The sequence below is a fragment of the Paracoccus pantotrophus genome (assembly GCF_008824185.1).
Taxonomy (GTDB): Bacteria; Pseudomonadota; Alphaproteobacteria; order Rhodobacterales; family Rhodobacteraceae; genus Paracoccus; species Paracoccus pantotrophus.
Window position 1 is genome coordinate 1350600 of sequence record NZ_CP044423.1, and the last position, 22941, is coordinate 1373540.

At 68.7% G+C, this 22941-nt stretch carries 23 protein-coding genes; 11 read left to right on the forward strand and 12 right to left on the reverse strand.

Translation table 11 applies throughout. The annotated features are described in order from the left end of the window. Positions 1-8: 8 nt before the first annotated feature. Positions 9-476, reverse strand: a complete 468-nt coding sequence (locus ESD82_RS06525; protein WP_024846104.1) for a hypothetical protein — start codon at positions 474-476, stop codon at positions 9-11. A 307-nt stretch (positions 477-783) separates the two neighbouring features. Between ESD82_RS06525 and ESD82_RS06530 the strand changes: the two genes are divergently transcribed. Next, a complete protein-coding gene (locus tag ESD82_RS06530) occupies positions 784-1098 on the forward strand; it encodes a co-chaperone GroES (RefSeq protein ID WP_147428728.1) in 315 nt (104 codons plus the stop codon). Positions 1099-1152: 54 nt separating this feature from the next. Beyond that, complete coding sequence (groL, locus tag ESD82_RS06535) at positions 1153-2790, forward strand: chaperonin GroEL (protein ID WP_024845659.1); 1638 nt, start codon at positions 1153-1155, stop codon at positions 2788-2790. 201 nt (positions 2791-2991) lie between these two features. On the opposite strand, the gene ESD82_RS06540 is transcribed toward groL, so the two are convergent. Beyond that, positions 2992-3627 (reverse strand): helix-turn-helix domain-containing protein, encoded by a 636-nt coding sequence (locus tag ESD82_RS06540; RefSeq protein ID WP_024845748.1) that lies wholly within the window; start codon positions 3625-3627, stop codon positions 2992-2994. A 160-nt stretch (positions 3628-3787) separates the two neighbouring features. Beyond that, positions 3788-4594, reverse strand: a complete 807-nt coding sequence (gene proC / locus ESD82_RS06545; protein ID WP_081750599.1) for a pyrroline-5-carboxylate reductase — start codon at positions 4592-4594, stop codon at positions 3788-3790. Between the two features lie 201 nt (positions 4595-4795). Here proC and ESD82_RS06550 point away from each other — a divergent pair, with 201 nt between their 5' ends. From ESD82_RS06550 to ESD82_RS06575, 6 genes are read left to right on the forward strand one after another with little or no spacing between them, the layout of a single operon-like run. Next, positions 4796-6241 (forward strand): FAD-binding oxidoreductase, encoded by a 1446-nt coding sequence (locus tag ESD82_RS06550; RefSeq protein ID WP_147428727.1) that lies wholly within the window; start codon positions 4796-4798, stop codon positions 6239-6241. 36 nt (positions 6242-6277) lie between these two features. Continuing rightward, positions 6278-7360 (forward strand): ABC transporter substrate-binding protein, encoded by a 1083-nt coding sequence (locus tag ESD82_RS06555; protein WP_024845751.1) that lies wholly within the window; start codon positions 6278-6280, stop codon positions 7358-7360. A 24-nt stretch (positions 7361-7384) separates the two neighbouring features. Beyond that, positions 7385-8467: an ABC transporter ATP-binding protein gene (locus ESD82_RS06560; RefSeq protein ID WP_024845752.1), complete on the forward strand. Its 1083-nt coding sequence runs from the start codon at positions 7385-7387 to the stop codon at positions 8465-8467. Continuing rightward, positions 8467-10242, forward strand: coding sequence for an ABC transporter permease subunit (locus ESD82_RS06565; RefSeq protein WP_208852032.1), 1776 nt, complete (start codon positions 8467-8469; stop codon positions 10240-10242). The genes ESD82_RS06560 and ESD82_RS06565 overlap by 1 nt, the downstream gene beginning before the upstream one ends. Before the next feature lie 17 nt (positions 10243-10259). Next, a complete protein-coding gene (locus tag ESD82_RS06570; protein ID WP_024845754.1) occupies positions 10260-11150 on the forward strand; it encodes a dihydrodipicolinate synthase family protein in 891 nt (296 codons plus the stop codon). 12 nt (positions 11151-11162) lie between these two features. Continuing rightward, positions 11163-12302 (forward strand): alpha-hydroxy acid oxidase, encoded by a 1140-nt coding sequence (locus ESD82_RS06575; protein WP_147428726.1) that lies wholly within the window; start codon positions 11163-11165, stop codon positions 12300-12302. A 61-nt stretch (positions 12303-12363) separates the two neighbouring features. Here ESD82_RS06575 and ureG read toward each other — a convergent pair whose 3' ends face one another. From ureG to ESD82_RS06615, 8 genes are read right to left on the reverse strand one after another with little or no spacing between them, the layout of a single operon-like run. Beyond that, the gene (ureG, locus tag ESD82_RS06580) at positions 12364-12993 is read right to left on the reverse strand and encodes an urease accessory protein UreG (protein ID WP_147428725.1); all 630 of its coding nucleotides are present in this window, start codon (positions 12991-12993) and stop codon (positions 12364-12366) included. After that, a complete protein-coding gene (locus ESD82_RS06585) occupies positions 12990-13619 on the reverse strand; it encodes an urease accessory protein UreF (protein WP_024845757.1) in 630 nt (209 codons plus the stop codon). The genes ureG and ESD82_RS06585 overlap by 4 nt, the downstream gene beginning before the upstream one ends. After that, a complete protein-coding gene (locus ESD82_RS06590) occupies positions 13609-14115 on the reverse strand; it encodes an urease accessory protein UreE (RefSeq protein ID WP_147428723.1) in 507 nt (168 codons plus the stop codon). Before ESD82_RS06590 ends, ESD82_RS06585 begins: the two co-directional genes overlap by 11 nt. 2 nt (positions 14116-14117) lie before the next feature. Further along, a complete protein-coding gene (gene ureC, locus ESD82_RS06595) occupies positions 14118-15809 on the reverse strand; it encodes an urease subunit alpha (protein WP_147428722.1) in 1692 nt (563 codons plus the stop codon). Between the two features lies 1 nt (position 15810). Next, the gene (locus ESD82_RS06600) at positions 15811-16116 is read right to left on the reverse strand and encodes an urease subunit beta (protein ID WP_024845759.1); all 306 of its coding nucleotides are present in this window, start codon (positions 16114-16116) and stop codon (positions 15811-15813) included. Position 16117: 1 nt separating this feature from the next. Next, positions 16118-16672, reverse strand: coding sequence for a HupE/UreJ family protein (locus ESD82_RS06605; protein ID WP_024845760.1), 555 nt, complete (start codon positions 16670-16672; stop codon positions 16118-16120). Positions 16673-16683: 11 nt separating this feature from the next. Beyond that, entirely contained in the window at positions 16684-16986 is a 303-nt protein-coding gene (locus tag ESD82_RS06610; RefSeq protein ID WP_147428721.1) for an urease subunit gamma, read from the reverse strand. 8 nt (positions 16987-16994) lie between these two features. After that, positions 16995-17804, reverse strand: a complete 810-nt coding sequence (locus ESD82_RS06615; protein WP_147428720.1) for an urease accessory protein UreD — start codon at positions 17802-17804, stop codon at positions 16995-16997. Positions 17805-18144: 340 nt separating this feature from the next. Here ESD82_RS06615 and ESD82_RS06620 point away from each other — a divergent pair, with 340 nt between their 5' ends. From ESD82_RS06620 to ESD82_RS06630, 3 genes are all read left to right on the forward strand, one after another. Next, positions 18145-18462 carry a hypothetical protein gene (locus ESD82_RS06620; RefSeq protein ID WP_147428719.1) on the forward strand — a complete coding sequence of 106 codons (318 nt, stop codon included), beginning with the start codon at positions 18145-18147 and terminating at the stop codon, positions 18460-18462. A 2-nt stretch (positions 18463-18464) separates the two neighbouring features. Further along, positions 18465-20762, forward strand: coding sequence for a caspase family protein (locus ESD82_RS06625; RefSeq protein WP_147428718.1), 2298 nt, complete (start codon positions 18465-18467; stop codon positions 20760-20762). Between the two features lie 61 nt (positions 20763-20823). Further along, a complete protein-coding gene (locus ESD82_RS06630; protein ID WP_244314465.1) occupies positions 20824-21126 on the forward strand; it encodes an aldo/keto reductase in 303 nt (100 codons plus the stop codon). 101 nt (positions 21127-21227) lie between these two features. On the opposite strand, the gene putP is transcribed toward ESD82_RS06630, so the two are convergent. Then, a complete protein-coding gene (gene putP, locus ESD82_RS06635) occupies positions 21228-22721 on the reverse strand; it encodes a sodium/proline symporter PutP (RefSeq protein ID WP_208852033.1) in 1494 nt (497 codons plus the stop codon). Positions 22722-22941: the final 220 nt, after the last annotated feature.

Sequence of the window (22941 nt, forward strand, 5' to 3'; positions counted from 1 at the left end):
CGCCGGGCTCAGTGCCGGAACCTCGGCGCCAGAAGCAGGATCCTGGGTTCCTGCTCGGCCTCGCCGTCCCTGGACGGCAGGGGGCGTTCTTCCACATGCGGGCTGCTGGCTTGCAGCACGTCCAGCATGTCGGGAAAGCCATGGGCCACATCCGGCATCCCGGCGATCTCATAGGCGCTCTGCCCCAGGCCGGCATAATGGACGATGGAGCCGCCCTGCCGCGTCAGCCGCGCCGCGAAGAAGGCGCAGGAGATCAGGCATTCGTCCCCGATCCGGCGCGACTCGCCCTTTCTCGCCCGCCGCTGCGCCGCGTCCATCAACCGAAGCGTCAGGCGGTCGGGGGCGATGGGACGATGCATGTAATGTGCCAGCGTCGAGGCAAGGTGATACTCCAGCTCCGACGACAAGGCGACCTGGCTTTCGCGCATCCCCTCGATCACCAGATCGCGGGCGGCAGAGAGATACGTGTCCGTCATGAAACCCTCGGCATCAGTCTGAACGAACCATTCCCACTAGGAAAAGTTTGGCGCGGTCCCGGCGCAGGTCAAGCCCCTGCATCGGGCCGAGGCAACTGGAATCACACAATATTGCACGCAGGCATCAGTCTGTTGGCAGCCGATGTCAGCGAGTGCCAAAAATATTTCGCGCCACCCCTTGAAACCGCCGGCTTGCGTGCCAATTCCTGTGTCGCGCGATGCCAGCAGGGTCGCGTGAACCCCGTGCCGGACGCTTGGCCGGCGCGGAGGAACCTCTCGCAATCTGTTTGTCCATGAGGAGAACGATATGACGTTCCGTCCACTCCATGACCGTATTCTGGTCCGCCGCATCGATGCCGAGGAAAAGACGGCCGGCGGCCTGATCATCCCCGACAGCGCCAAGGAAAAGCCGCAGGAAGGCGAGGTTCTGGCCGCGGGTCCGGGTGCGCGCAGCGAAAACGGCACGCTGACGCCCCTGGACGTCAAGCCCGGCGACCGCATCCTGTTCGGCAAGTGGTCGGGCACCGAGATCCGGCTTGATGGCGAGGATCTGGTGATCATGAAGGAAAGCGACGTGCTGGGCGTGATCGAGGCCCCGGCCAGCGCCAAGAAGGCCGCCTGACGGCCATTTCCCAGGATCCAACCAAAGAATGCTGCTCAGGAAGGAGTGAGCCACATGGCTGCGAAAGAAGTTAAGTTCAACAGCGACGCGCGCGACCGGATGCTGAAGGGCGTGAACATCCTGGCCGATGCGGTCAAGGTGACGCTTGGCCCGAAGGGTCGCAACGTGGTGATCGACAAGTCCTTCGGGGCGCCGCGGATCACCAAGGACGGGGTCTCGGTCGCGAAAGAGATCGAGCTTTCCGACAAGTTCGAGAACATGGGCGCGCAGATGGTGCGCGAAGTCGCCTCGCGCACCAATGACGAGGCCGGCGACGGCACCACCACCGCCACGGTGCTGGCCCAGGCCATCGTGCGCGAGGGCATGAAGGCGGTCGCCGCCGGCATGAACCCGATGGATCTCAAGCGCGGCATCGACATGGCCACCGCCAAGGTCGTGGAAGCGATCAAATCCGCCGCCCGCCCGGTCAACGACAGCTCGGAAGTGGCGCAGGTCGGCACCATCTCGGCCAATGGCGAGGCCTTCATCGGCCAGCAGATCGCCGAGGCGATGCAGCGCGTCGGCAACGAGGGCGTGATCACCGTCGAAGAGAACAAGGGCATGGAGACCGAGGTCGAGGTCGTCGAGGGCATGCAGTTCGACCGCGGCTATCTCTCGCCCTATTTCGTCACCAATGCCGACAAGATGATCGCCGAGCTGGAGGATGCCTATATCCTGCTGCACGAGAAGAAGCTGTCGTCGCTGCAGCCGATGGTCCCGCTGCTGGAATCGGTGATCCAGTCGCAAAAGCCGCTCTTGATCGTGGCCGAGGACGTGGAAGGCGAGGCCCTGGCCACGCTGGTCGTCAACAAGCTGCGCGGCGGGCTGAAGATCGCCGCCGTCAAGGCGCCGGGCTTCGGCGACCGCCGCAAGGCCATGCTGCAGGACATCGCGATCCTGACCGGCGGCCAGGTGATCTCGGAAGACCTGGGCATGAAGCTGGAGAATGTCACCATCGACATGCTCGGCCGCGCCAAGAAGATCTCGATCAACAAGGACAACACCACCATCGTCGACGGTGCCGGCGAGAAGGCCGAGATCGAGGCGCGGGTGTCGCAGATCCGCCAGCAGATCGAGGAGACCACCTCGGATTACGACCGCGAGAAGCTGCAGGAGCGTGTGGCCAAGCTGGCCGGCGGCGTCGCCGTCATCCGCGTCGGCGGCATGACCGAGATCGAGGTCAAGGAGCGCAAGGACCGCGTCGACGACGCGCTGAACGCGACCCGCGCCGCGGTGCAGGAAGGCATCGTGGTCGGCGGCGGCGTGGCGCTGGTGCAGGGCGCCAAGGCGCTGGAAGGCCTGGCCGGCGCGAACTCGGACCAGGAAGCCGGCATCGCCATCATCCGCCGCGCGCTGGAGGCGCCGATGCGCCAGATCGCCGAGAATGCCGGCGTCGACGGCGCCGTGGTGGCCGGCAAGGTGCGCGAATCCTCGGACAAGGCCTTCGGCTTCAACGCCCAGACCGAGGAATATGGCGACATGTTCAAGTTCGGGGTGATCGACCCGGCCAAGGTGGTGCGCACCGCGCTGGAGGACGCCGCGTCGGTGGCCGGCCTCTTGATCACCACCGAGGCGATGATCGCCGAGAAGCCCGAGCCCAAGGCCCCGGCCGGCGGCATGCCCGACATGGGCGGCATGGGCGGCATGATGTAAGCCGACGACCCGCCTTTGGCGAAGCATTGGGCCGTCCCGAAAGGGGCGGCCTTCTCGCATCCCCCGGCAGCCAGCGCCGGCCAAGCGCGGGGAGCGTCGGGCCATGGGCCGCACCGCGCAGAGGCCGGATCTGCCGCGGCAATGCGGGGCCTGGCCGCGCTGCGAGCCCGTCCGCCGGCAACCGGCCGGCCCGCGGCCCCCTCAGGCCGTCCGCGTGCCCAGCACCCAGATCAGTTCGGCATCGACATCCCCCTGCGAGGTCCAGCAATGCTCGGTCGAGGCGTCGTAATACATGCTGTCGCCGGGATAGAGCACCAGGGGCTCGTAGATCCGGCTGTGGATGACCAGTTCCCCCTTCAGCACGGTCAGGAAGATCTCGCCGTCCGAAACGCCCCAGGCCTCGTAATCCTCGGGCGAGCGGGCCTTGACCACGGTACGGATGGGCGTGAAGCACTTGTCCTTGATATCCGCGCAAAGCAGCTTGTTGTTGCAGGTGGCATTGTTGAGATTGTCGCCCTGCCCAGCGCGGGCGATGGAGCGCCGGCCGGTGGTCGGCGCATGGCTGGGCTCGTCACCCAGCAAGGCCGACAGTTCGACCTGAAGGCCGCTGGCGATGCGCTGCAAGGTGGTCAGCGTCGGCGAAAGGTCGTTGCGCTCGATCTTGGACAGGGCCGAGGTGGATACGCCGGTCAGGCGCGCGACCTCCTGCAAGGTCAGTTGCTGACCCTTGCGCAGCGCCTTCAGCCGCGGGCCGAGTTCCAGCGGCCGTTCGCCGCGCGGACGGGCCGTGCGGCGCTGCCTCATTGCGATGTCACCAATCTGGTTCACGATCGGCATGTCTCTCCAGCCTTGCATTCCCGACGTCACGTTATCCGTTGCGCGGCATCCCTGTCCCGCGCGAATTCCCCCTGCCCCGAACTTTCCCGCGCCCTGATGCCCTGCAAACATAGGGCAGCGGCGCGGCCTCGATAAGGCGCGGGCAAGACCGGCCCGGCACCTATCGCCCCAGGGCGACCGAGCGGTCACGGGCCGCCTCTGCGGCACCCGCGACCAGTTCGGACAGGCCGTCCGGCCGCATCAGAACGGCAAGGCCGGCTGCGGTGGTGCCGCCCGGGCTCGTCACCTCGTGGCGCAGCTCGGCCGCATCCCGGCCGCTGGCCACCATCAGTTCAGCCGCGCCGCCGACCGTGCCGCGGGCAAGCCGTCGCGCCAGCGCCTCGGGCAGGCCCAGGCCGCGCGCCGCCTGTTCCAGCGCCTCGGCAAACAGGAACAGATAGGCCGGGCCCGAGCCCGAAATCGCCGTCACCGCGTCGATCTGGACTTCAGCCTCAAGGGCGACGACCTCGCCCACCGCCGAGAACATCCGCACCGCCAGCGCCAGGTGCCCAGGCCCGGCATGGGCATTGCCGATGATCGCCGTCATGCCGCGACCGACCAGCGCGGGCGTGTTGGGCATCGCCCGGATGATCGGGCGGTCGCCAAGCACCGCGCCATATTGCTGCAACGAGACCCCGGCCGCGACCGACAGCACCGGCACATCCGCGGGCAGCGCCGCAAGGCCCGCCAGCACCCCCGCCATCATCTGCGGCTTGACCGCCAGCAGCACGACCGCGGGCCGCGCAGGCCGGGGGGCGTTGACATGCGCGCCCTGCGCGGCAAGCGCCAGCAACCTGTCGCCGGGATGCGGATCCTCGATCCACAGGCTGGCGGGCCGCAAGCCCTGCGCGATCCATCCGTCCAGCAGCGCCCCGCCCATCCTGCCGCAACCGACCACCAGCACGCCGCCATCGTTCAGATCTTTCATCGGGATCGCTCCTTTGCTGCGGCCGTCAAAGCCCCTGCCCTCTGTCTAGCGGATAAAGTTTCTCCACTAAAGTACTTAATTTTTCCTATACGATAAATTTTTCTATCATTGCTCGAGAATTTAAGCTAGGAGAACGGAAGGAACGATTCTGCGGACGAAGCATCGCGAAGATGTCGCCCCAAAGGGTCTGGAGGAAATCATATGACATCTGCGATCCGGCACGAGACCTCGCGCACGCTTCTGATGGACGAGATCCGCGCCTTGCTCGGCCCCGGCGCCGTGCTGGAAAGTCCGGCCGAGATCCAGGGCTATTGCACCGATGCAAGGCGCAAGTTCCAGGCGCCCGCGCTTTGCGTCTGCAAGCCGCGCGACACGGCCGAGGTCGCGGCGCTGGCCAAGCTGCTGCATGCGCATGGCTGGCCGATGCTGCCGCAGGGCGGCAATACCGGCCTGTGCGGCGGGGCGACACCCGACGACCGCCTGCCGGTGATCGTCTCGACCGAACGACTGAACAAGCTGCGCGCCATCGACCCCTTCGGGATGACCATCGCCGCCGATGCGGGCTGCACCATCGCCCAGTTGCAAGAGGCGGCCAGGGCCGAGGGGTTGCTTTACCCGGTCAGCCTCGGCTCGGAGGGCAGCTGCCAGCTGGGCGGCACCATCGCCACCAATGCCGGCGGCACGGCGGTGCTGCGCTATGGCACGACGCGCGCGAATACGCTGGGGCTGGAGGTCGTGCTGCCCGACGGCCGGGTGCTGGACATGATGCGGGCGCTGCACAAGGACACCGCCGGCTATGACCTCAAGCAGCTTTTCATCGGCGCCGAGGGCACATTGGGCATCGTCACCGGCGCGGTCATGCGGCTTTATCCCGCCACCCCGGCGATCGGCATGTGCTGGCTGCGCATCGCCGGGCCGGCCGAGGCGCTGGAGCTTTTGCAGCTGTTCCGCCGCCATGCCGGGCGCAGCCTGACCGCCTTTGAGCTGATGAACGCCCAGCAGCTGGCCAATGTGCTGGATCACGGCAACCACACCGCGCCGGTCGAGGGGCGCGAGGGCTGGCACCTGATGGTCGAACTGGCCGATACCGCCGCAGCCGATCTCGACACGCTGATGGTCGGGATCCTGGAACAGGCCTTCGAGGCCGGGCTGGTCCTGGACGGCAGCATCGCGCAGAACCTGACGCAGGCCGAGGCGATGTGGGCGATCCGCCACAGCGTGACGGAATCGAATGCGCGGGTCGGCGTCAGCATCACCTCGGACACGGCGGTCCCGGTGGCCCGCGTCCCCGAATTCATCGCCCGCGCCACGGAAGCGGTGATGCAGGTCCATCCCGGCATCCTCGTGACTGTTGTGGGCCATGTCGGCGACGGCAACATCCATTTCATCGCGCTGTTTGCGCATGACCTCTGGGCGGCGCTGCCCGACCGCCAGGCGGTCGAGGCGCAGCTGCGCAACGCGGTCAACGACATCGCCATCGCGCTTGGCGGCACCTTCAGCGCCGAGCACGGCGTTGGCCAGACCATGATCGGGCTGATGGAACGCTACAAGGCCGGCCCCGAACTCGACCTGATGCGGGCGCTGAAACGCTGCATCGACCCCGACGGGCTGATGAACCGCGACCGCGTCATCGGCCCGACCGCCTGACCACCCGACAAGACCAACCAACAGGAGAGACGTGACATGACGAAACCCACCATGCCGACGATCAAGCGTCGGACCCTTCTGCTGGGGGCGGCCGCAGGGCTGGCCGCGCCGGCGATCTGGCGCCCCTCGGGTGCGCGCGCCCAGTCCACCCGCATCGTGGTGCGCGACGACGGCGGCATCTATACCCAGGCCTATACCGAGATCTTCTATCGCCCCTTCACCGAGGCGACCGGGATCGAGGTCGTGCCCGCCCAGGCCCAGGCCGAGCCGACCGCGCAGATCCGCTCGATGGTGGAAACCGGAACCTATACCTGGGACATGGGCAAGATCTCGGTCCCGGCGGTGCTGCAACTGACCACGGGCGAGACCAAGTATCTGGAACCCGTGGGCCTGGATGCCGAGGCGGTGATCCAGTCGATCCCGGCGCATTTCCGCAACGAATACCAGGTCGGCACCAACGTCTATACCACCGTGCTGGCCTATCGCCGCGACGCCTTCGAGGGGCGCGAGGCGCCGGCCTCCTGGGCGGACCTGATGGACCCCGAGAGGTTCCCCGGCCGCCGCGCCCTGCGCCGCCACCCCTATGACACGCTGGAACAGGCGCTGATGGCCGACGGCGTGCCGGCGGACCAGGTCTATCCGCTGGACCTGGACCGCGCCTTCGCCCGGCTCGACAAGGTGCAGCCCGCCACCGACATCTGGTGGACCAGCGGCGCGCAGGCCGAACAGCTGCTGATCTCGGGCGAGGTCGACCTGCTTTCGACCTGGGTGTCGCGCGCGCAATCGGCGCAAGCGGCCGGCGCCCCGGTCGAGATCGTCTGGAACCAGAACATCTGGGGCTGCGACGGCTGGTCGATCCTGAAGGGCACGCCCAATGCCGATGCCTGCCGCGAGCTAATCAAGTTCGCCTCGGACCCGGCGCGCATGGCGCAGCTGGTCAAGTTCTTCCCGGCCGGCATCGTCCAGCCGGCGGCCTTCGAGACCATCCCGGCGGACGTGGCCAAGAACTGCCCGACCTATCCGGCGAATATCGAGACCGGGCTGCAGATCGACGCCGCCTATTGGCTGGAGAACGCCGACCCGGTGATCGAGCGGTTCAACAGCTGGTTCATCGGCTAGGCCCCCGGGGAAACGGATCGCGACATGAGCACTTTGGAAACGCAGGGCCTGGGCAAGGTCTATGGCGACTTCGTCGCCCTGGCACCGACCGACCTGAAGGTCGAGAAGGGCGAGTTCCTGACGCTGCTGGGGCCCTCCGGCTCGGGCAAGACCACGCTGCTGAGCCTGATCGCCGGGCTGGCCGAGGCCGACAGCGGGCGCATCCTGATGAACGACCGGGACGTGACCTATGCCGCGCCCTATCAGCGCGACATCGGCATGATGTTCCAGAACTATGCGCTGTTCCCGCACATGACCATCGCCGAGAACATCGCCTTTCCGCTGAAGATGCGCGGCACGCCTGCGGCCGAGATCAGGCGGCTTGTGCAGGAGGCGCTGGACATGGTGCGCCTGCCCCATATCGCCGACCGTTTCCCCAAGGAGCTGTCCGGCGGACAGCAGCAGCGCGTGGCCCTTGCGCGCTGCACCATCTATCGCCCCTCGGTCATCCTGATGGACGAGCCGCTGGGCGCGCTGGACAAGAAGCTGCGCGACCAGATGCAGTTCGAGATCCTGCGCATCCACAAGGAGATCGGCGGCACCATCGTCTATGTCACCCACGACCAGGAAGAGGCGATGACCATGTCGGACCGCATCTGCCTGATGAACGGCGGCAGGATCGCGCAGCTGGGCAGCCCGGCCGACCTGTATTTCCGCCCGCAATCGCTGTTCGTCGCCGATTTCCTGGGCGAGGCGAACCTGCTGGAGGGCCGTCTCGTCTCGGGCGCGGACGGCGAGGGCGTGGTGCGGCTGGGCGATGCCAGCGAGATCCGAGTCACCCTGCCCCGGCCGCTGGGCCAGGGCGCTGCGGTCAAGGTCATGTTGCGGCCGCAGAACATCCGCCTGGAGGATACGCCCGGCGAGGGGCTGAACGCCAGGCTGCGCAGCTGGAGCGTGACCGGCGCCAGCACCAAGTTCTTCCTCGAGGCGCCGGCGCTGGCGTCTGACCCGCTGATCGCCACCCGCGCCACCGCGATGAGCGCCCGCGCCCCCGAGCCCGGCCGCGACTATCGCCTGAGCTTCGATCCGCGCGACGCCGTCGCCATCCCCGCCGACGAGGCCGCGTGATGGCCGCCATCCCCGCCCCGGCCCGTCCCCCGGCCGCGACCCGCCGGCCGATGAGCCGCAGAAGCAGGCAGCTTCTGATGGCGGCGCCGATGGTGCTGCTGCTGGTGACATTCCTGATCTACCCTTCGGCACAGCTTTTCCTGCTGTCCTTCCAGAAGGGCGACGGCTTCTCGCTGGAAAACTACCAGCGCCTGCTCGGCACGCCGGTCTATCTGACAGTGATGATGCTGACGCTGAAGATCTCGGTCGTGACCACGATCTTTGCGGTCATTGCCGGTTATCCGGTGGCCTATCTGATCTCGATCCTGCCGAAGGCGAAAAAGGGCCGGATCCTGTTCTGGATCCTGCTGTCCTTCTGGACCTCGTTCCTGGTGCGCGCCTTCGCCTGGATCATCCTCTTGGGCCGCAACGGCGTGGTGAACAAGCTGCTGCAGACGCTGGGCATCAGCGATGCACCCATCGCGCTGATGTATAATTTCTCGGCCGTGGTCATCGGCATGGTCCATGCCCTGCTGCCGCTGGCGGTGCTGACCATGCTGTCGGTGATGGAGAATATCGACCGAAACCTGACCCGCGCCGCCTCGACCCTTGGCGCCAGGCCCGGCATGGCCTTCTGGAAGATCTACTTCCCGCTGTCCTTTCCCGGCGTGACCTCGGGGGCGCTGATGGTCTTCGTCACCGCCATCGGCTTCTTCATCTTCCCGGCCCTGCTGGGCGGGCGGCGCGAGACGATGATCACCCAGATCATCATCGAGCAGATCATCCAGACCATGAACTGGGGCTTTGCCAGCGCCGTCGCCGTGCTGCTGCTGGCGGTCGTGCTGCTGGTCTTCGTGCTTTACGACCGCGCCGTCGGGCTTTCGACCATGACCGGCGAATCCGCGGCCAGGAAAGGCCGACCCGGCCGCAAGGGGATCTTCTCGCGCATCGGAGACGCGATCCTGACCGGGCTGGGCCATGCCTCGGACGCGATCATCGGGCTGTTTCCGCGCCGCCGCGCCCGCGAAGGTGCGCCGCGCCCGCTGCTGGGCTTCGTCACCGTGCTGCTGGCGGTGATGACGCTGCCGGTGCTGCTGATGATCCCGCTGTCCTTCGCGGAAAGCGGGCTGAACTGGCCGCCGCAGGGCTTTACCCTGAAATGGTACCAGCAGATCTTCGACTCGCCGATCTGGATGAGCGCGCTGACCCGCTCGCTGGTCGTCGGCTTCAGCACCGCGGTCCTGGCGCTGCTGATCGGCACGCCCGTCGCCTTCCTGATGGTGCGCGGCAGGATGCGGGGCAAGACGGCGCTTCTGGCCTTTACCCTGATGCCGGTGGTGATGCCGAACATGATCCTGTCGGTGGGGCTGTTCTACCTTTACGCCAAGATCGGGCTGGTCGGCACCAACCTGGGCCTGATCATCGGCCACACGGTCATCGCCGTGCCCTATGTGGTGCTGACGGTCATGTCGGTCTTGCGCAACTACGACACCCGGCTGGACCTGGCCGCGCAAAGCCTGGGCGCGACGCCGATCCGCACGCTGCGGCTGGTCACGCTGCCGATCATCGGCGCGGGCATGATCTCGGCCTTCCTTTTCGCCTTCACCATCAGCTTCGACGAGCTGACCATCGCGCTTTTCACCTCGGGCGGCATGTCCGCGACCCTGCCCAAGCAGCTTTGGGACGAGGTCTCGCTGTCGATTTCGCCGCTGCTGGCGGCGGTCTCGACCTGCCTGTTCCTGTTCGTGACGGCGCTGATCGTCGCGGTGGGGCTGCTGAACCGACGCCAGAAATAACCTTGAACGGATAGACAATGCTGACTTCGAAAGACCTTCGCGGGATCATCCCCGCCCTGCCGACCCTTGTGAACGGCGACGACAGCCTGGCGCGCGGCGACATGGCGAAACTCGTCGATCACGTCCATGCCGGCGGCTGCACCGGCGTGCTGCCCATCGGCGGCACCGGCGAATACGGCGCGCTGCCGCATGCGACGCGGGTCGATGCCGTGGCCGTCTGCGCTGAGCGCAGCCAGGGCGGGCAGACCGTCATGGCCGGCGTGCTGGATACGGGCTATTACGACGCCATCAGGGCGGGCAAGGATTATGCCGCGGCCGGCGCCGATTGCCTGCTGGTGCTGACGCCCTATTACACCAACCCGACACCGGCCGGGCTGCGCGACTATTTCATGCGCTATGCCGATGCCTCGCCGGTGCCGGTGCTGCTCTACGAGATCCCCTATCGCACCCGCATCGCCATCCCGCCCGAGGTCACGCATGAGCTGTCGCGGCACCCCAACATCATCGGCATGAAGGCGTGCAACACCGACATGTATCACTTCCTGCAGGTCGCGGCGGGGGTCGGCGACGACTTCGCCATCCTCGGCGGCGAGGACTCGCTGTTCCCCCTGCACATGGCCGCGGGCGCGAAGGGCGGGATCATCGTCACCGCCTCGATGCTGCCGGCCTTCTGGGTCCGGATGCACGACATGCTGGCCGCGGGCGACCTGGCCGGCGCGCTGGCCCTGCACCGCCGGGCCCAGCCGATGATGAACGCGGCCTTCGGCGAGACCAATCCCGGCCCGATGAAATCGGTGCTGGACCTGTTCGGCATCGACGCGCAAAAGGTGCTGATGCCGCTGGATGCCTGCCAGCCCGAACGCTCGGCCCGGCTGCGGGCCGAGGTCGAAAAGCTGCTGGCCGCATAGGGAGCGCCGCGGATGGCGCCGCTGAACACGGACGATTTCCGCGCGGCCGCACGGCGGCGCCTGCCCAAGGGGCTGTTCGACTATATCGACCGCGGCACCGAGGACGAGGTTTCGCTCTCTCGCATCCGCGCCTCGCTGGACGGGATCCGGCTCCGGCCGCGCATCCTGAACGGCGATTGCCCGGCCTCGCTGGAGACCGCCCTGCTGGGCCGGAGCCGCCCGACCCCGCTGGTGATCGCGCCGACCGCGCTGGCCGGCATGGTGGCGGATCGGGGCGAGACGAAGCTCGCCCGCGCCGCCAGCCGCTTCGGGATCCCCTTCACCGTCTCGACGCAATCGGTCGAGCCGATCGAGGACATCCGCCGCGGCGCCCCCGAGGCCGAGCTGTGGTTCCAGCTTTACGTCTGGAAGGACCGCGCCCGCACGGCCGATCTGCTGCACCGGGTCGCGGCTTGCGATTGCGATACGCTGGTGCTGACCGTGGACACGCAGATGCCGCCCAAGCGCGAATACAACCAGCGCAACGGCTTCGGCGTGCCGTTCCGGCCGACGCCCGGCAATGTCGCCGACATGCTGTGCCACCCGCGCTGGCTGTGGCGGGTGATCCTGCGGCCGGGCCTGCGCCGGGGGATGCCCAGCTATGGCCATTACCCGCCCGAGTTCCGCGCCGGCCTGCTGTCGCCGGTGATGGCCGAAGACCTGCGCCTCGACCCGGCGCTGACATGGCAGGATTTCCGCGCGCTGCGCGACGGCTGGCAGGGCCGGATCATCCTCAAGGGCGTACTGAGCGCCGAGGATGCCCGCCGCGCCAGGGCCGAGGGTGCCGATGCCATCGTCGTCTCGACCCATGGCGGGCGCAATTGCGACGCCCTGCCGACCACCGCCGAGGCCCTGGCGCGCATCGCCGCCGATCCCGGCGCGGTGCCCGAACTGCTGGCCGACAGCGGCGTCCGGCGCGGCTCGGACGTGCTGAAATACCTCGCGCTCGGCGCCGCGGCCGTGCAGCTGGGCCGCGCGCCGCTCTGGGGCCTTGCCGCCGGGGGCGAGGCCGGCGCCGCGGCGCTGCTGGACATGCTCCTGGCCGAGATGCGGACGGCGATGGGCTTTCTGGGCGCGCGAACGCCCGGCGATCTTGGCCCTTTCGAGGGCTGAGGCCACTGGCGAGGACAGAAAACACCCGCCCGGCCCGTCATCCCGCCCGGCAGCAGGACCGTCAGGCGCGGGCCGGATCGCCCAATCCGCCCAGCCTGCGAATCTCGGCCACGACCTCGGCCACGCCCTCGCCGGTGCGCAGGGAGCAGAAGCGCACCGGGCGCTCGCCCCTCTGGCGGGCCGCGTCACGGGCCATGCGCATGCGGTCGCAGCCGACGGCTTCGGCGATATCGATCTTGTTGACGACCAACAGGTCCGAGCGCGTGACGCCCGGCCCGCCCTTGCGCGGGATGTCGTCGCCCATGCCGCAATCGATCTGATAGACCGTCAGGTCCGCCAGTTCCGGCGAGAAGGTGGCCGAGAGATTATCGCCCCCCGACTCGATCAGGATCACGTCGAGATCGGGAAAGGCCGTCGTCAGTTCCTCGACCGCCGCCAGGTTGATCGAGCAATCCTCGCGGATCGCCGTATGCGGGCAACCGCCGGTCTCGACGCCGCGGATGCGCTCCAGCGGCAGGGCCTGGACGCGCATCAGGTATTCGGCATCCTCGCGCGTATAGATGTCATTGGTGATCGCGGCGACGGAGAGGTCTTGCGAAAGCGCCCGGCAAAGCGCCTCGGTCAGGCGGGTCTTGCCCGCGCCGACCGGGCCGCCGATGCCGATGCGAAGCGGGCCGTTCGGGCTGGTCATGTGCGATAGATCCTCGGTTGCAGCGTTTCGTGGCGGATGGCGGCCAGGTCGCCGCGCAGGGCGCAGCCGCCCAGCTCGTCCAGGCCGGCGGTCTCGGCCTCGGCCGCGACCGCCCGGATCAGCGGCATCAGCTCGGCCAGGACGCGCTGGCCCTGGAGCGGGCCGATGGGCACAGATTTCACGCAGGCGGTGACAAGGTTCGATGCGAAGGCTTGCAGGAAAAGCGCCAGCGTCTCGGCAAGCGGCACCCCCGCCCGCGCGGCGGCGATGCCGATGGCGACGGGATAGGGGGCGGCGGGCAGCGCATCCTCGACGGCCGAGACGGCGCGGGCGAAGCTTGCCCCCTGCTCGGCCGTCTCGCGGCGGCGCTCGGCGCAGCCCGACAGCGCCAGGGCAAGCTCGGCCACGTCCTCGCCCCGCCAGGCATGGGCCAAGAGGATGGCGTCGTTGCGGCCCGCCCCGTGGCGCAGAAGATCGGCGATCCAGTCCCGCACCGTCTCCGGCCCCGTCAGCCAGCCGTCGGCGATGGCCTGCTCGATCCCGTGCGAATAGGCGAAGCCGCCCACCGGCCAAGCGGGCGACAGCCAGGCGAACAACCGTTGCAGCGCGACAAGCTCAGCCGTCATGGGGGTGGGCCTGGCCATGCGCATGGTGGTGCCCGTACCCATGTCCATGCTCATGTCCATGCGAATGCGAATGACCCATGACCTGGGCCGGGCCATAGGCGCCGCCTTCGGGGATGAAAGGCTGCCGCGCCTCGGTCACGGTCGCGCCCAGGCCCTGCAGCATGGCGCGCAACACGTGATCGGCGCGGATAACTAGGTGGAAGGGCTCGATCTGGCAGGGCGTGTGGCGGTTGCCGATATGCCAGGCCAGGCGCGGCAGGTCGCCGGTGACGATCAGCACCGGCTCGGCTGCGGCGACGACCTCGACCGGGCCGGCATCGGTCAGCAGCGCATCGCCATGGGCCAGCGCGGTGACTTTCGGCAGATCGACCAGCAGGTCGGCGCCGGCTCGGGTGCGCAGCAGCTTGCGGCGCAGGAAGCGGGCATCGTAGTCCAGCTCGACCCGGTCGACTGGTCGGCCGGCAAGCGGGGGGCGAAGGACGGCGGTGGCTTTCATCGTCAGAACAGGAAATAGCGTTGGGTCATGGGCAGGCTTTCGGCGGGCTGGCAGGTCAGCAATTCGCCATCCGCGCGCACCTCGTAGGTTTCGGGGTCGACATGGATCTCGGGGGTGGCATCGTTCAGCACCATCTGCGCCTTGCCGATGCCGCGCGTGCCGCGCACGGCGACCGTGTCCTTGGCCAGCCCCAGCCGGTCCAGTTCGGCATCGCGGCTGACAAAGGTCACGGCGCTGCGTTCGACCGAGCGCCCGAAAGCCCCGAACATGGGCCGCGAATGCACCGGCTGCGGCGTCGGGATCGAGGCGTTCGGATCGCCCATCTGCGCCATGACCACGCTGCCGCCCAAGAGCACCATCTCGGGCTTGACGCCGAAGAAGGCGGGGTTCCACAGCACCAGGTCGGCGCGCTTTCCGGGCTCGACCGAGCCGATCTCATGCGACAGCCCATGCGCGATGGCGGGGTTGATGGTGTATTTCGCGACATAGCGGCAGACGCGGAAATTGTCGGCCGGGCCATCGCCCAGGGAGCCGCGCTGCACCCGCATCTTGTGGGCGGTCTGCCAGGTGCGGATCAGCACCTCGCCCACCCGGCCCATGGCCTGGCTGTCGGACGAGATGATCGACATGGCACCCATGTCGTGCAGGATGTCCTCGGCCGCGATGGTCTCGCGCCGGATGCGGGATTCGGCAAAGGCGATGTCTTCCGGAACCCGGCGGTCCAGGTGATGGCAGACCATCAGCATGTCCAGGTGTTCCTCCATCGTGTTGACGGTGAAGGGCCGCGTCGGGTTGGTCGAGGACGGGATCACGTTCGCAAGCCCGGCCACCCGGATGATGTCGGGCGCATGGCCACCGCCCGCGCCCTCGGTGTGGAAGGCGTGGATGGTGCGGCCGGCAATGGCGGCGATGGTATCCTCGACGAAGCCGCTTTCGTTCAGCGTGTCGGTGTGGATCATCACCTGCACATCCATGCGGTCGGCGACGGAAAGGCAGCAGTCGATGGCGGCAGGGGCGGTACCCCAGTCCTCGTGCAGCTTCATCGCGCAGGCGCCGGCGCGGACCTGTTCCTCAAGCGCCGCAGGCAGCGAGGCATTGCCCTTGCCCGCGAAGGCGAGGTTCATCGGGAAGGCGTCGGCGGCCTGCAGCATCCGCCCGATATGCCAGGGCCCCGGCGTGCAGGTGGTGGCCAGCGTGCCATGCGCCGGGCCGGTGCCGCCGCCCAGCATGGTGGTGATGCCCGAATGCAGCGCGTCGTCGATCTGCTGGGGGCAGATGAAATGGATATGCGCGTCCATGGCACCGGCGGTCAGGATGCGGCCCTCGCCCGCGATGATCTCGGTCCCCGGCCCGATCAGCACGGTCACGGCGGGCTGGGTGTCGGGGTTGCCCGCCTTGCCGATCACGGCGATGCGCCCGTCGCGCAGGCCCACGTCGGCCTTGTAGATGCCGGTCGCATCCACGATCAGCGCATTGGTGATCACGGTGTCCATCGCGCCCTCGGCGCGGGATTTCTGCGACTGGCCCATGCCGTCGCGGATGACCTTGCCGCCGCCGAACTTGACCTCCTCGCCATAGGTGGTCAGGTCGCGCTCGACCTCAATGACCAGCTCGGTATCGGCCAGGCGGACACGGTCGCCGGTGGTCGGGCCATAGATCGCCGCGTAATCGGCGCGGGAGAGGGTCACGGGCATCCTACAGCTTCCCCATCACGGCGGCACGGAAGCCGAAGACGCGGCGGTCGCCCGCGAAGGGGATCAGGCCGACGTCGCGGGTCTGGCCCGGCTCGAAGCGGATCGCGGTGCCGGCGGCGATGTCGAGGCGCATTCCCCGCGCGGCCGCGCGGTCGAAATCCAGCGCCGGGTTGGTTTCGGCGAAATGGTAATGGCTGCCGACCTGCACCGGGCGGTCGCCGGTATTGGCCACGGTCAGGGTCAGCCGGGGGCGGCCGGCGTTCAGCACGATCTCGCCCGCGGCGGGGATGATCTCTCCGGGGATCATGTCAGGCCACCGCCAAGGCAAGGCCGGCCGCGGCCGTCGCCGCCCCCAGCCAGCGCGCCAGCGGCAGCCGGCCCAGCGCGATGCCCGCGCCATGCAGGCCCGCCGTCGCCAGCGCAAAGCCCGCGGCATAGGCGGCCAGCCCTTCGGCCGGCCCCTCGACCCCATGCGCATGGCCGTGCATCAGGCCGAAGACCGCGATCACCGGCAGCGCCATGGCCAGGCCCGGCCGCAGGGCCAGCGCGATCGCCGCCCCGATGACGATGGACGAGGCCAGGATCGCCGGCTCGACCAGCGGCAGGTGGACCCCCGCCGCGCCCAGACCGCCGCCGGCGACCATCGCCGCGACGAAGGCCAGCGGCAACGCCCAGACCGCGCGCCCGCCGATGCCGGCCGCCCACAGGCCCACGGCCACCATGGCCAGCAGGTGATCGGCCCCGCCCAGCGGATGGGACAGGCCCGCCACCAAGGGCGCGCCCCCGGCATGGCCGGTATGGGCGCCGGTATGGGCAAGGGCTGCGGTCGGTGTCAGCAACAGGGCGGCAGAAAGCTTTTTCATCGCGGAGTCCTTCAGCGGATGGGATGGTGGACCGTCACCAGCTTGGTGCCGTCGGGAAAGGTGGCCTCGACCTGGATCTCGGGGATCATCTCGGGCACGCCTGGCATGCAGTCCTCGGCGCGCAGGATCTCGGCGCCATGGGACATCAGATCGGCGACCGAGCGGCCGTCGCGGGCGCCCTCGACCACGGCGTCGGTGATGATGGCGACGGCCTCGGGGTGGTTCAGCCTGACCCCGCGCGCCATGCGGTTGCGGGCGACGATGGCGGCCATGGCCACCAGCAGCTTGTCCTTTTCGCGGGGTGTCAGGTTCATCTCTTGCCTCACAATTGCCAGACGCGCGGCGGCGGGCCGGCGCGGAAATGCGCGATGAGCGGCACCAGCGCCGCCCGCAGGGCCTGGGCCGAGGGCGCCAGGAACCGCGCCACCAGCAGGCCCGGCAGCGCGCTGACGCCGGCCTCGGCGCCCTGGGGGATGGCCGCGCGGGCCGCGTCGAGCCCATGCTCGGCCCCCGGCGCGGCAAGGATCACGGTCGCGGCGGCGCGCACCCCCGCCAGAGTGGCCGGACCCGAGGGCATCCCGTCCAGCCGCACCGCCTCGGCATGGATCAGGCGCTCGCCGCGGCGGATGCGCCAATGGTCGCGCAGATGGAACCGGCACAGCGTTTCCCCATGCGCCGCGCGCCCGAAGACCAGGCTTTCGGCGGCCAGCAGCGTCGCGCCAGCCGCCATGTCCACGCTCAGCCGCCGCTCGAGGGCCGAGCCCTCGAACAGGATCGTCTCCTGCGGCAGCCAGTCGATACGCGCGCCTTCGCCAAGCGTCAGGAGGTTCGACACCTGCCCGGCCCCGCCCGCGCTGCGATAGATGCGCTCGGCCGCCTGCGTCGTCACCGTCAGGCTTTCGCCCCGGCCCGCATGGATGTCGAGCGCCAGCCGGTCGCCCCCGGTGATGCCCCCGGCGGTGTTGACGACCACCGCCTCGGACCGGCCCCGCATGCATTGGATCCGGGGCATCAGGATCTTCAGGCAGCCTTGCTGATGCAGCCGGCACAGCCGCCCCCGGTCGCGCGACAGCCCGGCCGAGCCATGGCTGCGCGGCAATGCCCGAACTGAACTGGAAAGGTCCAAAGCCATCAGCGGATCCCGGTATGCTGCCCCGACCTCGGCCACGAAACATGCCGCCGATCAACCGGCGGGCAGCCGCCGCGATGCGGCCAGGGCCAAATCGCCGGGCAATCTGCCCGAAACTTCGACAGGCAGACCGCTTTCCGGGCAGCCGCCGAACGCATGCCGCACGCCCGCTAGCGCCAAGCCAATCCAGCCCAGCGCAAGGGAACTGCCTGGCGGACGGTCGCGACCGGCATGCCGGACCGGGCCGCCCCTGGCTGGGCAGGGTGCGGCCGGGGCCAGGAATCTCTGGCTGGATTGCGCGATTCGGGCTATCATCGGTGCATTGCAATGCGGGGCGGCGGCGATGCGTACCCTTCTGGCACTCACGTTCTCGACAGCAACGATCGCGCTTGTTTCCGGTTGTGCCGAGGTTCCCGCTGCATCCGAACCCGGCCAGCAATCGCAACCGAGCGTTTCCTCGGCAGGGCCCGACGACACGGCAGGCAGCAGCGGCAGCGCGGGTGGCCGCAGCAATGGCGGCGGCAATGGCGGTTCCAGCGGCGGCAGCAGCGGCGGCGGCAACGGTAGCGGCGGCGGCAATGGCGGCAGTGGCAATGGCAGTGGCAATGGCAATGGGGGCGGTGGCAGCGGCGGCGATGACGGTGGAGGAGGCTGGAGCTAGCGATGTCCCCCAGGCGACCAGCACGCTCCCTGCTGCTGGCGGCGGCAGTCTCGTTGGGCCTGGCGACCTTGGCCGGGGCCGAAGGCGCCCGCATCGCGCTGGTCGTCGGCAATGGCAATTACCAGCGCATCCCGGCCCTGGACAATGCCGTGCGCGACGCCCGCGACATCGCCGATATGCTGCGCGGCTTCGGCTTTACCGTGCAGGAGGCCCATGATCTCGACCGGCCCGGCTTCGAAACCTTCCTGCGCACGGCCTTGCTCAACATTCCCGAAGGATCGGAACTGGTTTTCTTCTATGCGGGCCACGGCATCCAGATCGGGCGGCGGAACTATCTTCTGCCGACCGACGTGGCCTTTGAAAGCGTCTATGACCTGCCGGTGCAGTCCGTCACCCTGGACCGGGTGGTCGAACTGCTCTCGGCCCGCGGCGCAAGCCATGTCGCCATGATCGACGCCTGCCGCGAAAATCCCTTTCCGAACCTGCGCCTGGCGGCAAACCTTGATGCGACGCTGTTCGAGACCAAGTCCGGCTTCGAGGTTTTCTCGACCCCGATCAATTCGCTGGTCGCCTTTTCGACCTCGCCCGGACAGGTGGCCTATGACGGCGAAGCCGGCGGAAACGGGCCCTATACGCAGGCGATCCTGGCCTCGGCGGGGCAATATTCGGATGAAAACATCCTGACCATGCTGGCCGACGTGCGCCAGCGCGTCTATCAATCGACCAGCGGCCGGCAGGTGCCCTGGGAAAGCTCGACCCTGGTGCAGCCCTTCTATCTGGTCCAGGGCGGGACGGCCCCTGCCCCGGCCGCCCCGGAGGCCGCGATCTCCCAGCCCGACCGCAGCGCCGCGCCCGTGCAGGCGCTGGCCATAGACCTGACCCTGCCCTTTGCGCGCGAATTGCCGCTGGGCGACAAGCTGGCCGAGCAGGCCGGCATCCCGCTGGGCGATGTTTCGGTGATCGAGGCGCCGCAGCACGGGCAGATCGACCTGGCCGGCGGCGCCGTGACCTATCGCCCGCATCTGGCCGAGACCCCGATGGCGGACAGGACGGACCATATGCTGCGCGACCGCTTCAGCCTTGGCATCGGCGGTGCCGGGCCGGGCATCCTGAATGTCTCGGTCGGGATGCCGGCCCTGGCCTGCGACGTCCAGGCGGGCGACGCGCTGGACCTTCAGGGCGTGGGCCTTTACCGCCTGCCGAACCAGATCGAGCCCCGCCGCGCGCTGGCCGCCTGCGCGCAGGACGTGGCTGAAAACCCCGGCATGGCGCGGCTTCTCTACCAGCTGGGCCGTGCCCAGCAGGCCTCGGGCGACCTGCAATCGGCCCATGACAGCTTTCGCGCCGCAGCCGCGGCCGGCCATATCCGCGCCCGCCATGCCGCCGCCATGCTGCTGCTCAGCCCGCGCCTGGACCGCGCCGTGGTGCCCATTCCGCTGGACGAGGCGCAGGGCAATGCGCTTCTGGACGAGGCCATCGCCAGCGGCGATCCCTTTGCCATGCATAGCCGCGGCCTGCGCCTGCTGCGCAACGGCCCGACGGAAGCCGACCGCCAGCGCGGCTTCGAACTGCTGGAGCGTGCCGCCGAGCTTGGCCACACCTATTCCATGAACGAGCTGGGCGCCTATTTCCTGGATCCCGACAGCCGCTGGTTCCGCCCGGAGCGCGGGCTGACCTATCTGCGCGCCTCGGCCGAGCGCAAGGACATCTACGGCTACAACAACCTGGGGCTGGTGGCGTTGCGCGGCTATGGGGAGGTGAAGCCGGACCATGCCGCCGCCCGCGCCTGGTTCGAACGCGCGGCCGAGGGCGGGCATCCCTTTGCGCCTGCAAACCTGGGACGGATGATCATGCGCGGCCAGCTGGGCAAGCCCGATCCGCGCGCGGCGCTGCGCTGGTATGACATGGGCCTGGCGCGGGGCGACGGCTGGGGCGGTGCCAATGCCGCCGACATCATCCTCGGCGGCAATGCCCGGCCCCTGGGCCCCGCCGATGCCGCCCTGCGCGCCGCCAAGGCGCTGGACCTGCCGGCCGCCGAGGCCGCCAGCCGGGCGCAGGCATTGCTGGACGGGATGGCCGCCGCCGATCTGGACCGCGCGACGCAGATGATCCTGAACGAGCTGGGCGAAGCGGTCGCCGTGGACGGCCGGGCCGGACCCGTGACCATCGAGGCGCTGGCACGGGCCGGCAGCCGGGCGGGGCTGGAAGCCTTGCCAGCCGATGCGGGGGCGCAAGAGCGCCTGCGGATGGCGGCCCGGATCTGGTGGGCGCAAAATCCGCCGCGCGTCGATCTGTTCTGATGCAGGCCGGCGGCGTCGAGCCGGGCCCGGCGGGCGACGCGCCGGCTTCGACGTCCCGCCGGTGGCTCCGGGGCGCGGCGACGCCGCCATCGGCGTGATACGCGGCATCGCCGGGGAAAAGGGCTGCACGGTGGCCCAGGTGGCGCTGGCCGGGCTCCTGCACCAGCCGGTCGCGCCCGGCATCATCGTCGGCGCCAGGCGGGTCGGGCAGCTGCAGGGCAATATCCGCACAACCGAGGGGGCGCTTGCCCCGGACGATCTGGCGGCGCTGGACCCTGTGACCCGGCTTCCCGCAGGGTATCCGGGCTGGATACCCGAGCGGCAGGCACAATACCGCGCCCCTTTCCCGGCGCCGCAGCCCTGAGCCCGGACAGGAAGCCGGCCGATCCCAGGACAGGGCCTGGCCCGGCCCCGCCTTGTGCCGGCGGGCGCTCCTGTCGCTCCGCCGCCGGGTCGCGTGCTGTCCTAGATCTTGCCCAGGGCCGCCTGGCTGGCCTGCGTGAACTCGCGCTCGATTTCCTCGTTGTGGCGATAGGTCAGCCGGCTGACCACCACGCAGGTCGCCATGGCCAGCACGAAAGCGGGCAAGAGCTCGTAAAGCCCGGTATCCATCGCTTTCCAGACGAAAACCGTAACCGAGCCGACCACCATCCCCGCAAGGGCGCCAAAATTGGTCAGCTTGCGCCAATAGAGGCTGAGCAGCACGATGGGACCGAAAGCGGCGCCGAAACCGGCCCAGGCAAAAGCCACGAGGCCCAGGATGGTATCGTTGGGGCTGACCGCCAGCATCGCCGCGATGATCGCCACCACCAGCACGCCGGCGCGTCCCAGAACGATCAGCACGCGCTGGCTGGGAACGGGCCGGCTGATGGCGCGATACATGTCCTCGACCAGCGCCGAGGAGCACACGATCAGCTGGCTCGACAGCGTGCTCATGATCGCGGCAAGCACCGCCGCCAGCACGAAGCCCGCGACCAGCGGATGCAGCAGCACCTGCGACATCAGCAGGACAACGGTTTCGGCATCACGGGGTGCGTTGCCGAACTTGCTGAAATAGGCGATGCCGATCAGCCCGCTGGCAACCGCGCCCGACAGCGAGACGAACTGCCAGCTCGTGCCGATGATGCGGGCGGAGCGGGCCTCTTGCGGGGTGCGCAGGGCCATGAAGCGCACGATGATATGGGGCTGGCCGAAATAGCCCAGGCCCCATGCCAGCCCGGACAGGATCACCAGGATCGCGGCGCCCGGACTCATATGGCCCGCCCCGGTCAGCGACAGGTTGCCAGCGCCGACCTCGGTGACAAGACCGGCGGTCTCGGTCCAGCCGCCGATGGCCAGGATCGCGACGGCGGGCACGACGACCAGCGCCACGACCATCATCAGCCCCTGGACCACATCGGTCAGGGACGCGCCCAGAAAGCCGCCGAACAGCGTATAGGCCAGCGTCACCGCCGTCACCAGCAGCATGCCGGTCAGGTAATCGCCCCCGAAGGCGCTTTCGAAGAACTTGCCGCCCGCGACCATCCCCGACGAGGCGTAGAGCGTGAAGAACACCAGGATCACGATGCTGGAAAGGCTGCGCAGCAGGCGCGAGTTGTCGCGCAGGCGATTCTCGAAAAAGCTGGGCAGGGTGATGGAATTGCGCGAAACTTCGGTATAGGCGCGCAGATGCGGCGCGACCAGCCGCCAGTTCAGATAGGCGCCGATCAGCAGCCCGACCGCGATCCAGCCCTCGATCAGCCCGGTGGTGTAGATCGCCCCCGGCAGGCCCATGATCAGCCAGCCCGACATGTCCGAAGCCCCTGCGCTCAGCGCCGCGACCCAGGGCGGCAGGCCCCGGCCGGCCAGCATGTAGCCCTCGTGATCGCTGGTTTTCAGATAGGCCAGGTAGCCGATCAGCAGCATCACGCCGAAATACAGCGCCAAAGCGGCGTAGGTGTAGAGATTTCCAGACATCATGAATGACCTTTTGTGAATCCATCGGGTGACGAAGCCGGATGGCATTCCTGCGGTGCAAGCCGAGAAATGCCGCTGGCCAGTCGCTTCCGTGCCGGGTTTTGCCCGCCAGGATTACCGATTTTGTCCGGCAACCGAAAGTTCTTTTCATGCGCTTTCATGGCGCATCTCGGCCAAGCGGAGGATGCTCGCCCGCCGGCTTGGGGAGAGGCGCGCGCGACCG

Bases quoted from the DNA above. Each gene is read 5' to 3' on its own strand.
- ESD82_RS06525 (WP_024846104.1), bottom strand. From the start codon at position 476: ATGACGGACACGTATCTCTCTGCCGCCCGCGATCTGGTGATCGAGGGG.
- ESD82_RS06530 (WP_147428728.1), top strand. From the start codon at position 784: ATGACGTTCCGTCCACTCCATGACCGTATTCTGGTCCGCCGCATCGAT.
- groL (WP_024845659.1), top strand. From the start codon at position 1,153: ATGGCTGCGAAAGAAGTTAAGTTCAACAGCGACGCGCGCGACCGGATG.
- ESD82_RS06540 (WP_024845748.1), bottom strand. From the start codon at position 3,627: ATGCCGATCGTGAACCAGATTGGTGACATCGCAATGAGGCAGCGCCGC.
- proC (WP_081750599.1), bottom strand. From the start codon at position 4,594: ATGAAAGATCTGAACGATGGCGGCGTGCTGGTGGTCGGTTGCGGCAGG.
- ESD82_RS06550 (WP_147428727.1), top strand. From the start codon at position 4,796: ATGACATCTGCGATCCGGCACGAGACCTCGCGCACGCTTCTGATGGAC.
- ESD82_RS06555 (WP_024845751.1), top strand. From the start codon at position 6,278: ATGACGAAACCCACCATGCCGACGATCAAGCGTCGGACCCTTCTGCTG.
- ESD82_RS06560 (WP_024845752.1), top strand. From the start codon at position 7,385: ATGAGCACTTTGGAAACGCAGGGCCTGGGCAAGGTCTATGGCGACTTC.
- ESD82_RS06565 (WP_208852032.1), top strand. From the start codon at position 8,467: ATGGCCGCCATCCCCGCCCCGGCCCGTCCCCCGGCCGCGACCCGCCGG.
- ESD82_RS06570 (WP_024845754.1), top strand. From the start codon at position 10,260: ATGCTGACTTCGAAAGACCTTCGCGGGATCATCCCCGCCCTGCCGACC.
- ESD82_RS06575 (WP_147428726.1), top strand. From the start codon at position 11,163: ATGGCGCCGCTGAACACGGACGATTTCCGCGCGGCCGCACGGCGGCGC.
- ureG (WP_147428725.1), bottom strand. From the start codon at position 12,993: ATGACCAGCCCGAACGGCCCGCTTCGCATCGGCATCGGCGGCCCGGTC.
- ESD82_RS06585 (WP_024845757.1), bottom strand. From the start codon at position 13,619: ATGACGGCTGAGCTTGTCGCGCTGCAACGGTTGTTCGCCTGGCTGTCG.
- ESD82_RS06590 (WP_147428723.1), bottom strand. From the start codon at position 14,115: ATGAAAGCCACCGCCGTCCTTCGCCCCCCGCTTGCCGGCCGACCAGTC.
- ureC (WP_147428722.1), bottom strand. From the start codon at position 15,809: ATGCCCGTGACCCTCTCCCGCGCCGATTACGCGGCGATCTATGGCCCG.
- ESD82_RS06600 (WP_024845759.1), bottom strand. From the start codon at position 16,116: ATGATCCCCGGAGAGATCATCCCCGCCGCGGGCGAGATCGTGCTGAAC.
- ESD82_RS06605 (WP_024845760.1), bottom strand. From the start codon at position 16,672: ATGAAAAAGCTTTCTGCCGCCCTGTTGCTGACACCGACCGCAGCCCTT.
- ESD82_RS06610 (WP_147428721.1), bottom strand. From the start codon at position 16,986: ATGAACCTGACACCCCGCGAAAAGGACAAGCTGCTGGTGGCCATGGCC.
- ESD82_RS06615 (WP_147428720.1), bottom strand. From the start codon at position 17,804: ATGGCTTTGGACCTTTCCAGTTCAGTTCGGGCATTGCCGCGCAGCCAT.
- ESD82_RS06620 (WP_147428719.1), top strand. From the start codon at position 18,145: ATGCGTACCCTTCTGGCACTCACGTTCTCGACAGCAACGATCGCGCTT.
- ESD82_RS06625 (WP_147428718.1), top strand. From the start codon at position 18,465: ATGTCCCCCAGGCGACCAGCACGCTCCCTGCTGCTGGCGGCGGCAGTC.
- putP (WP_208852033.1), bottom strand. From the start codon at position 22,721: ATGATGTCTGGAAATCTCTACACCTACGCCGCTTTGGCGCTGTATTTC.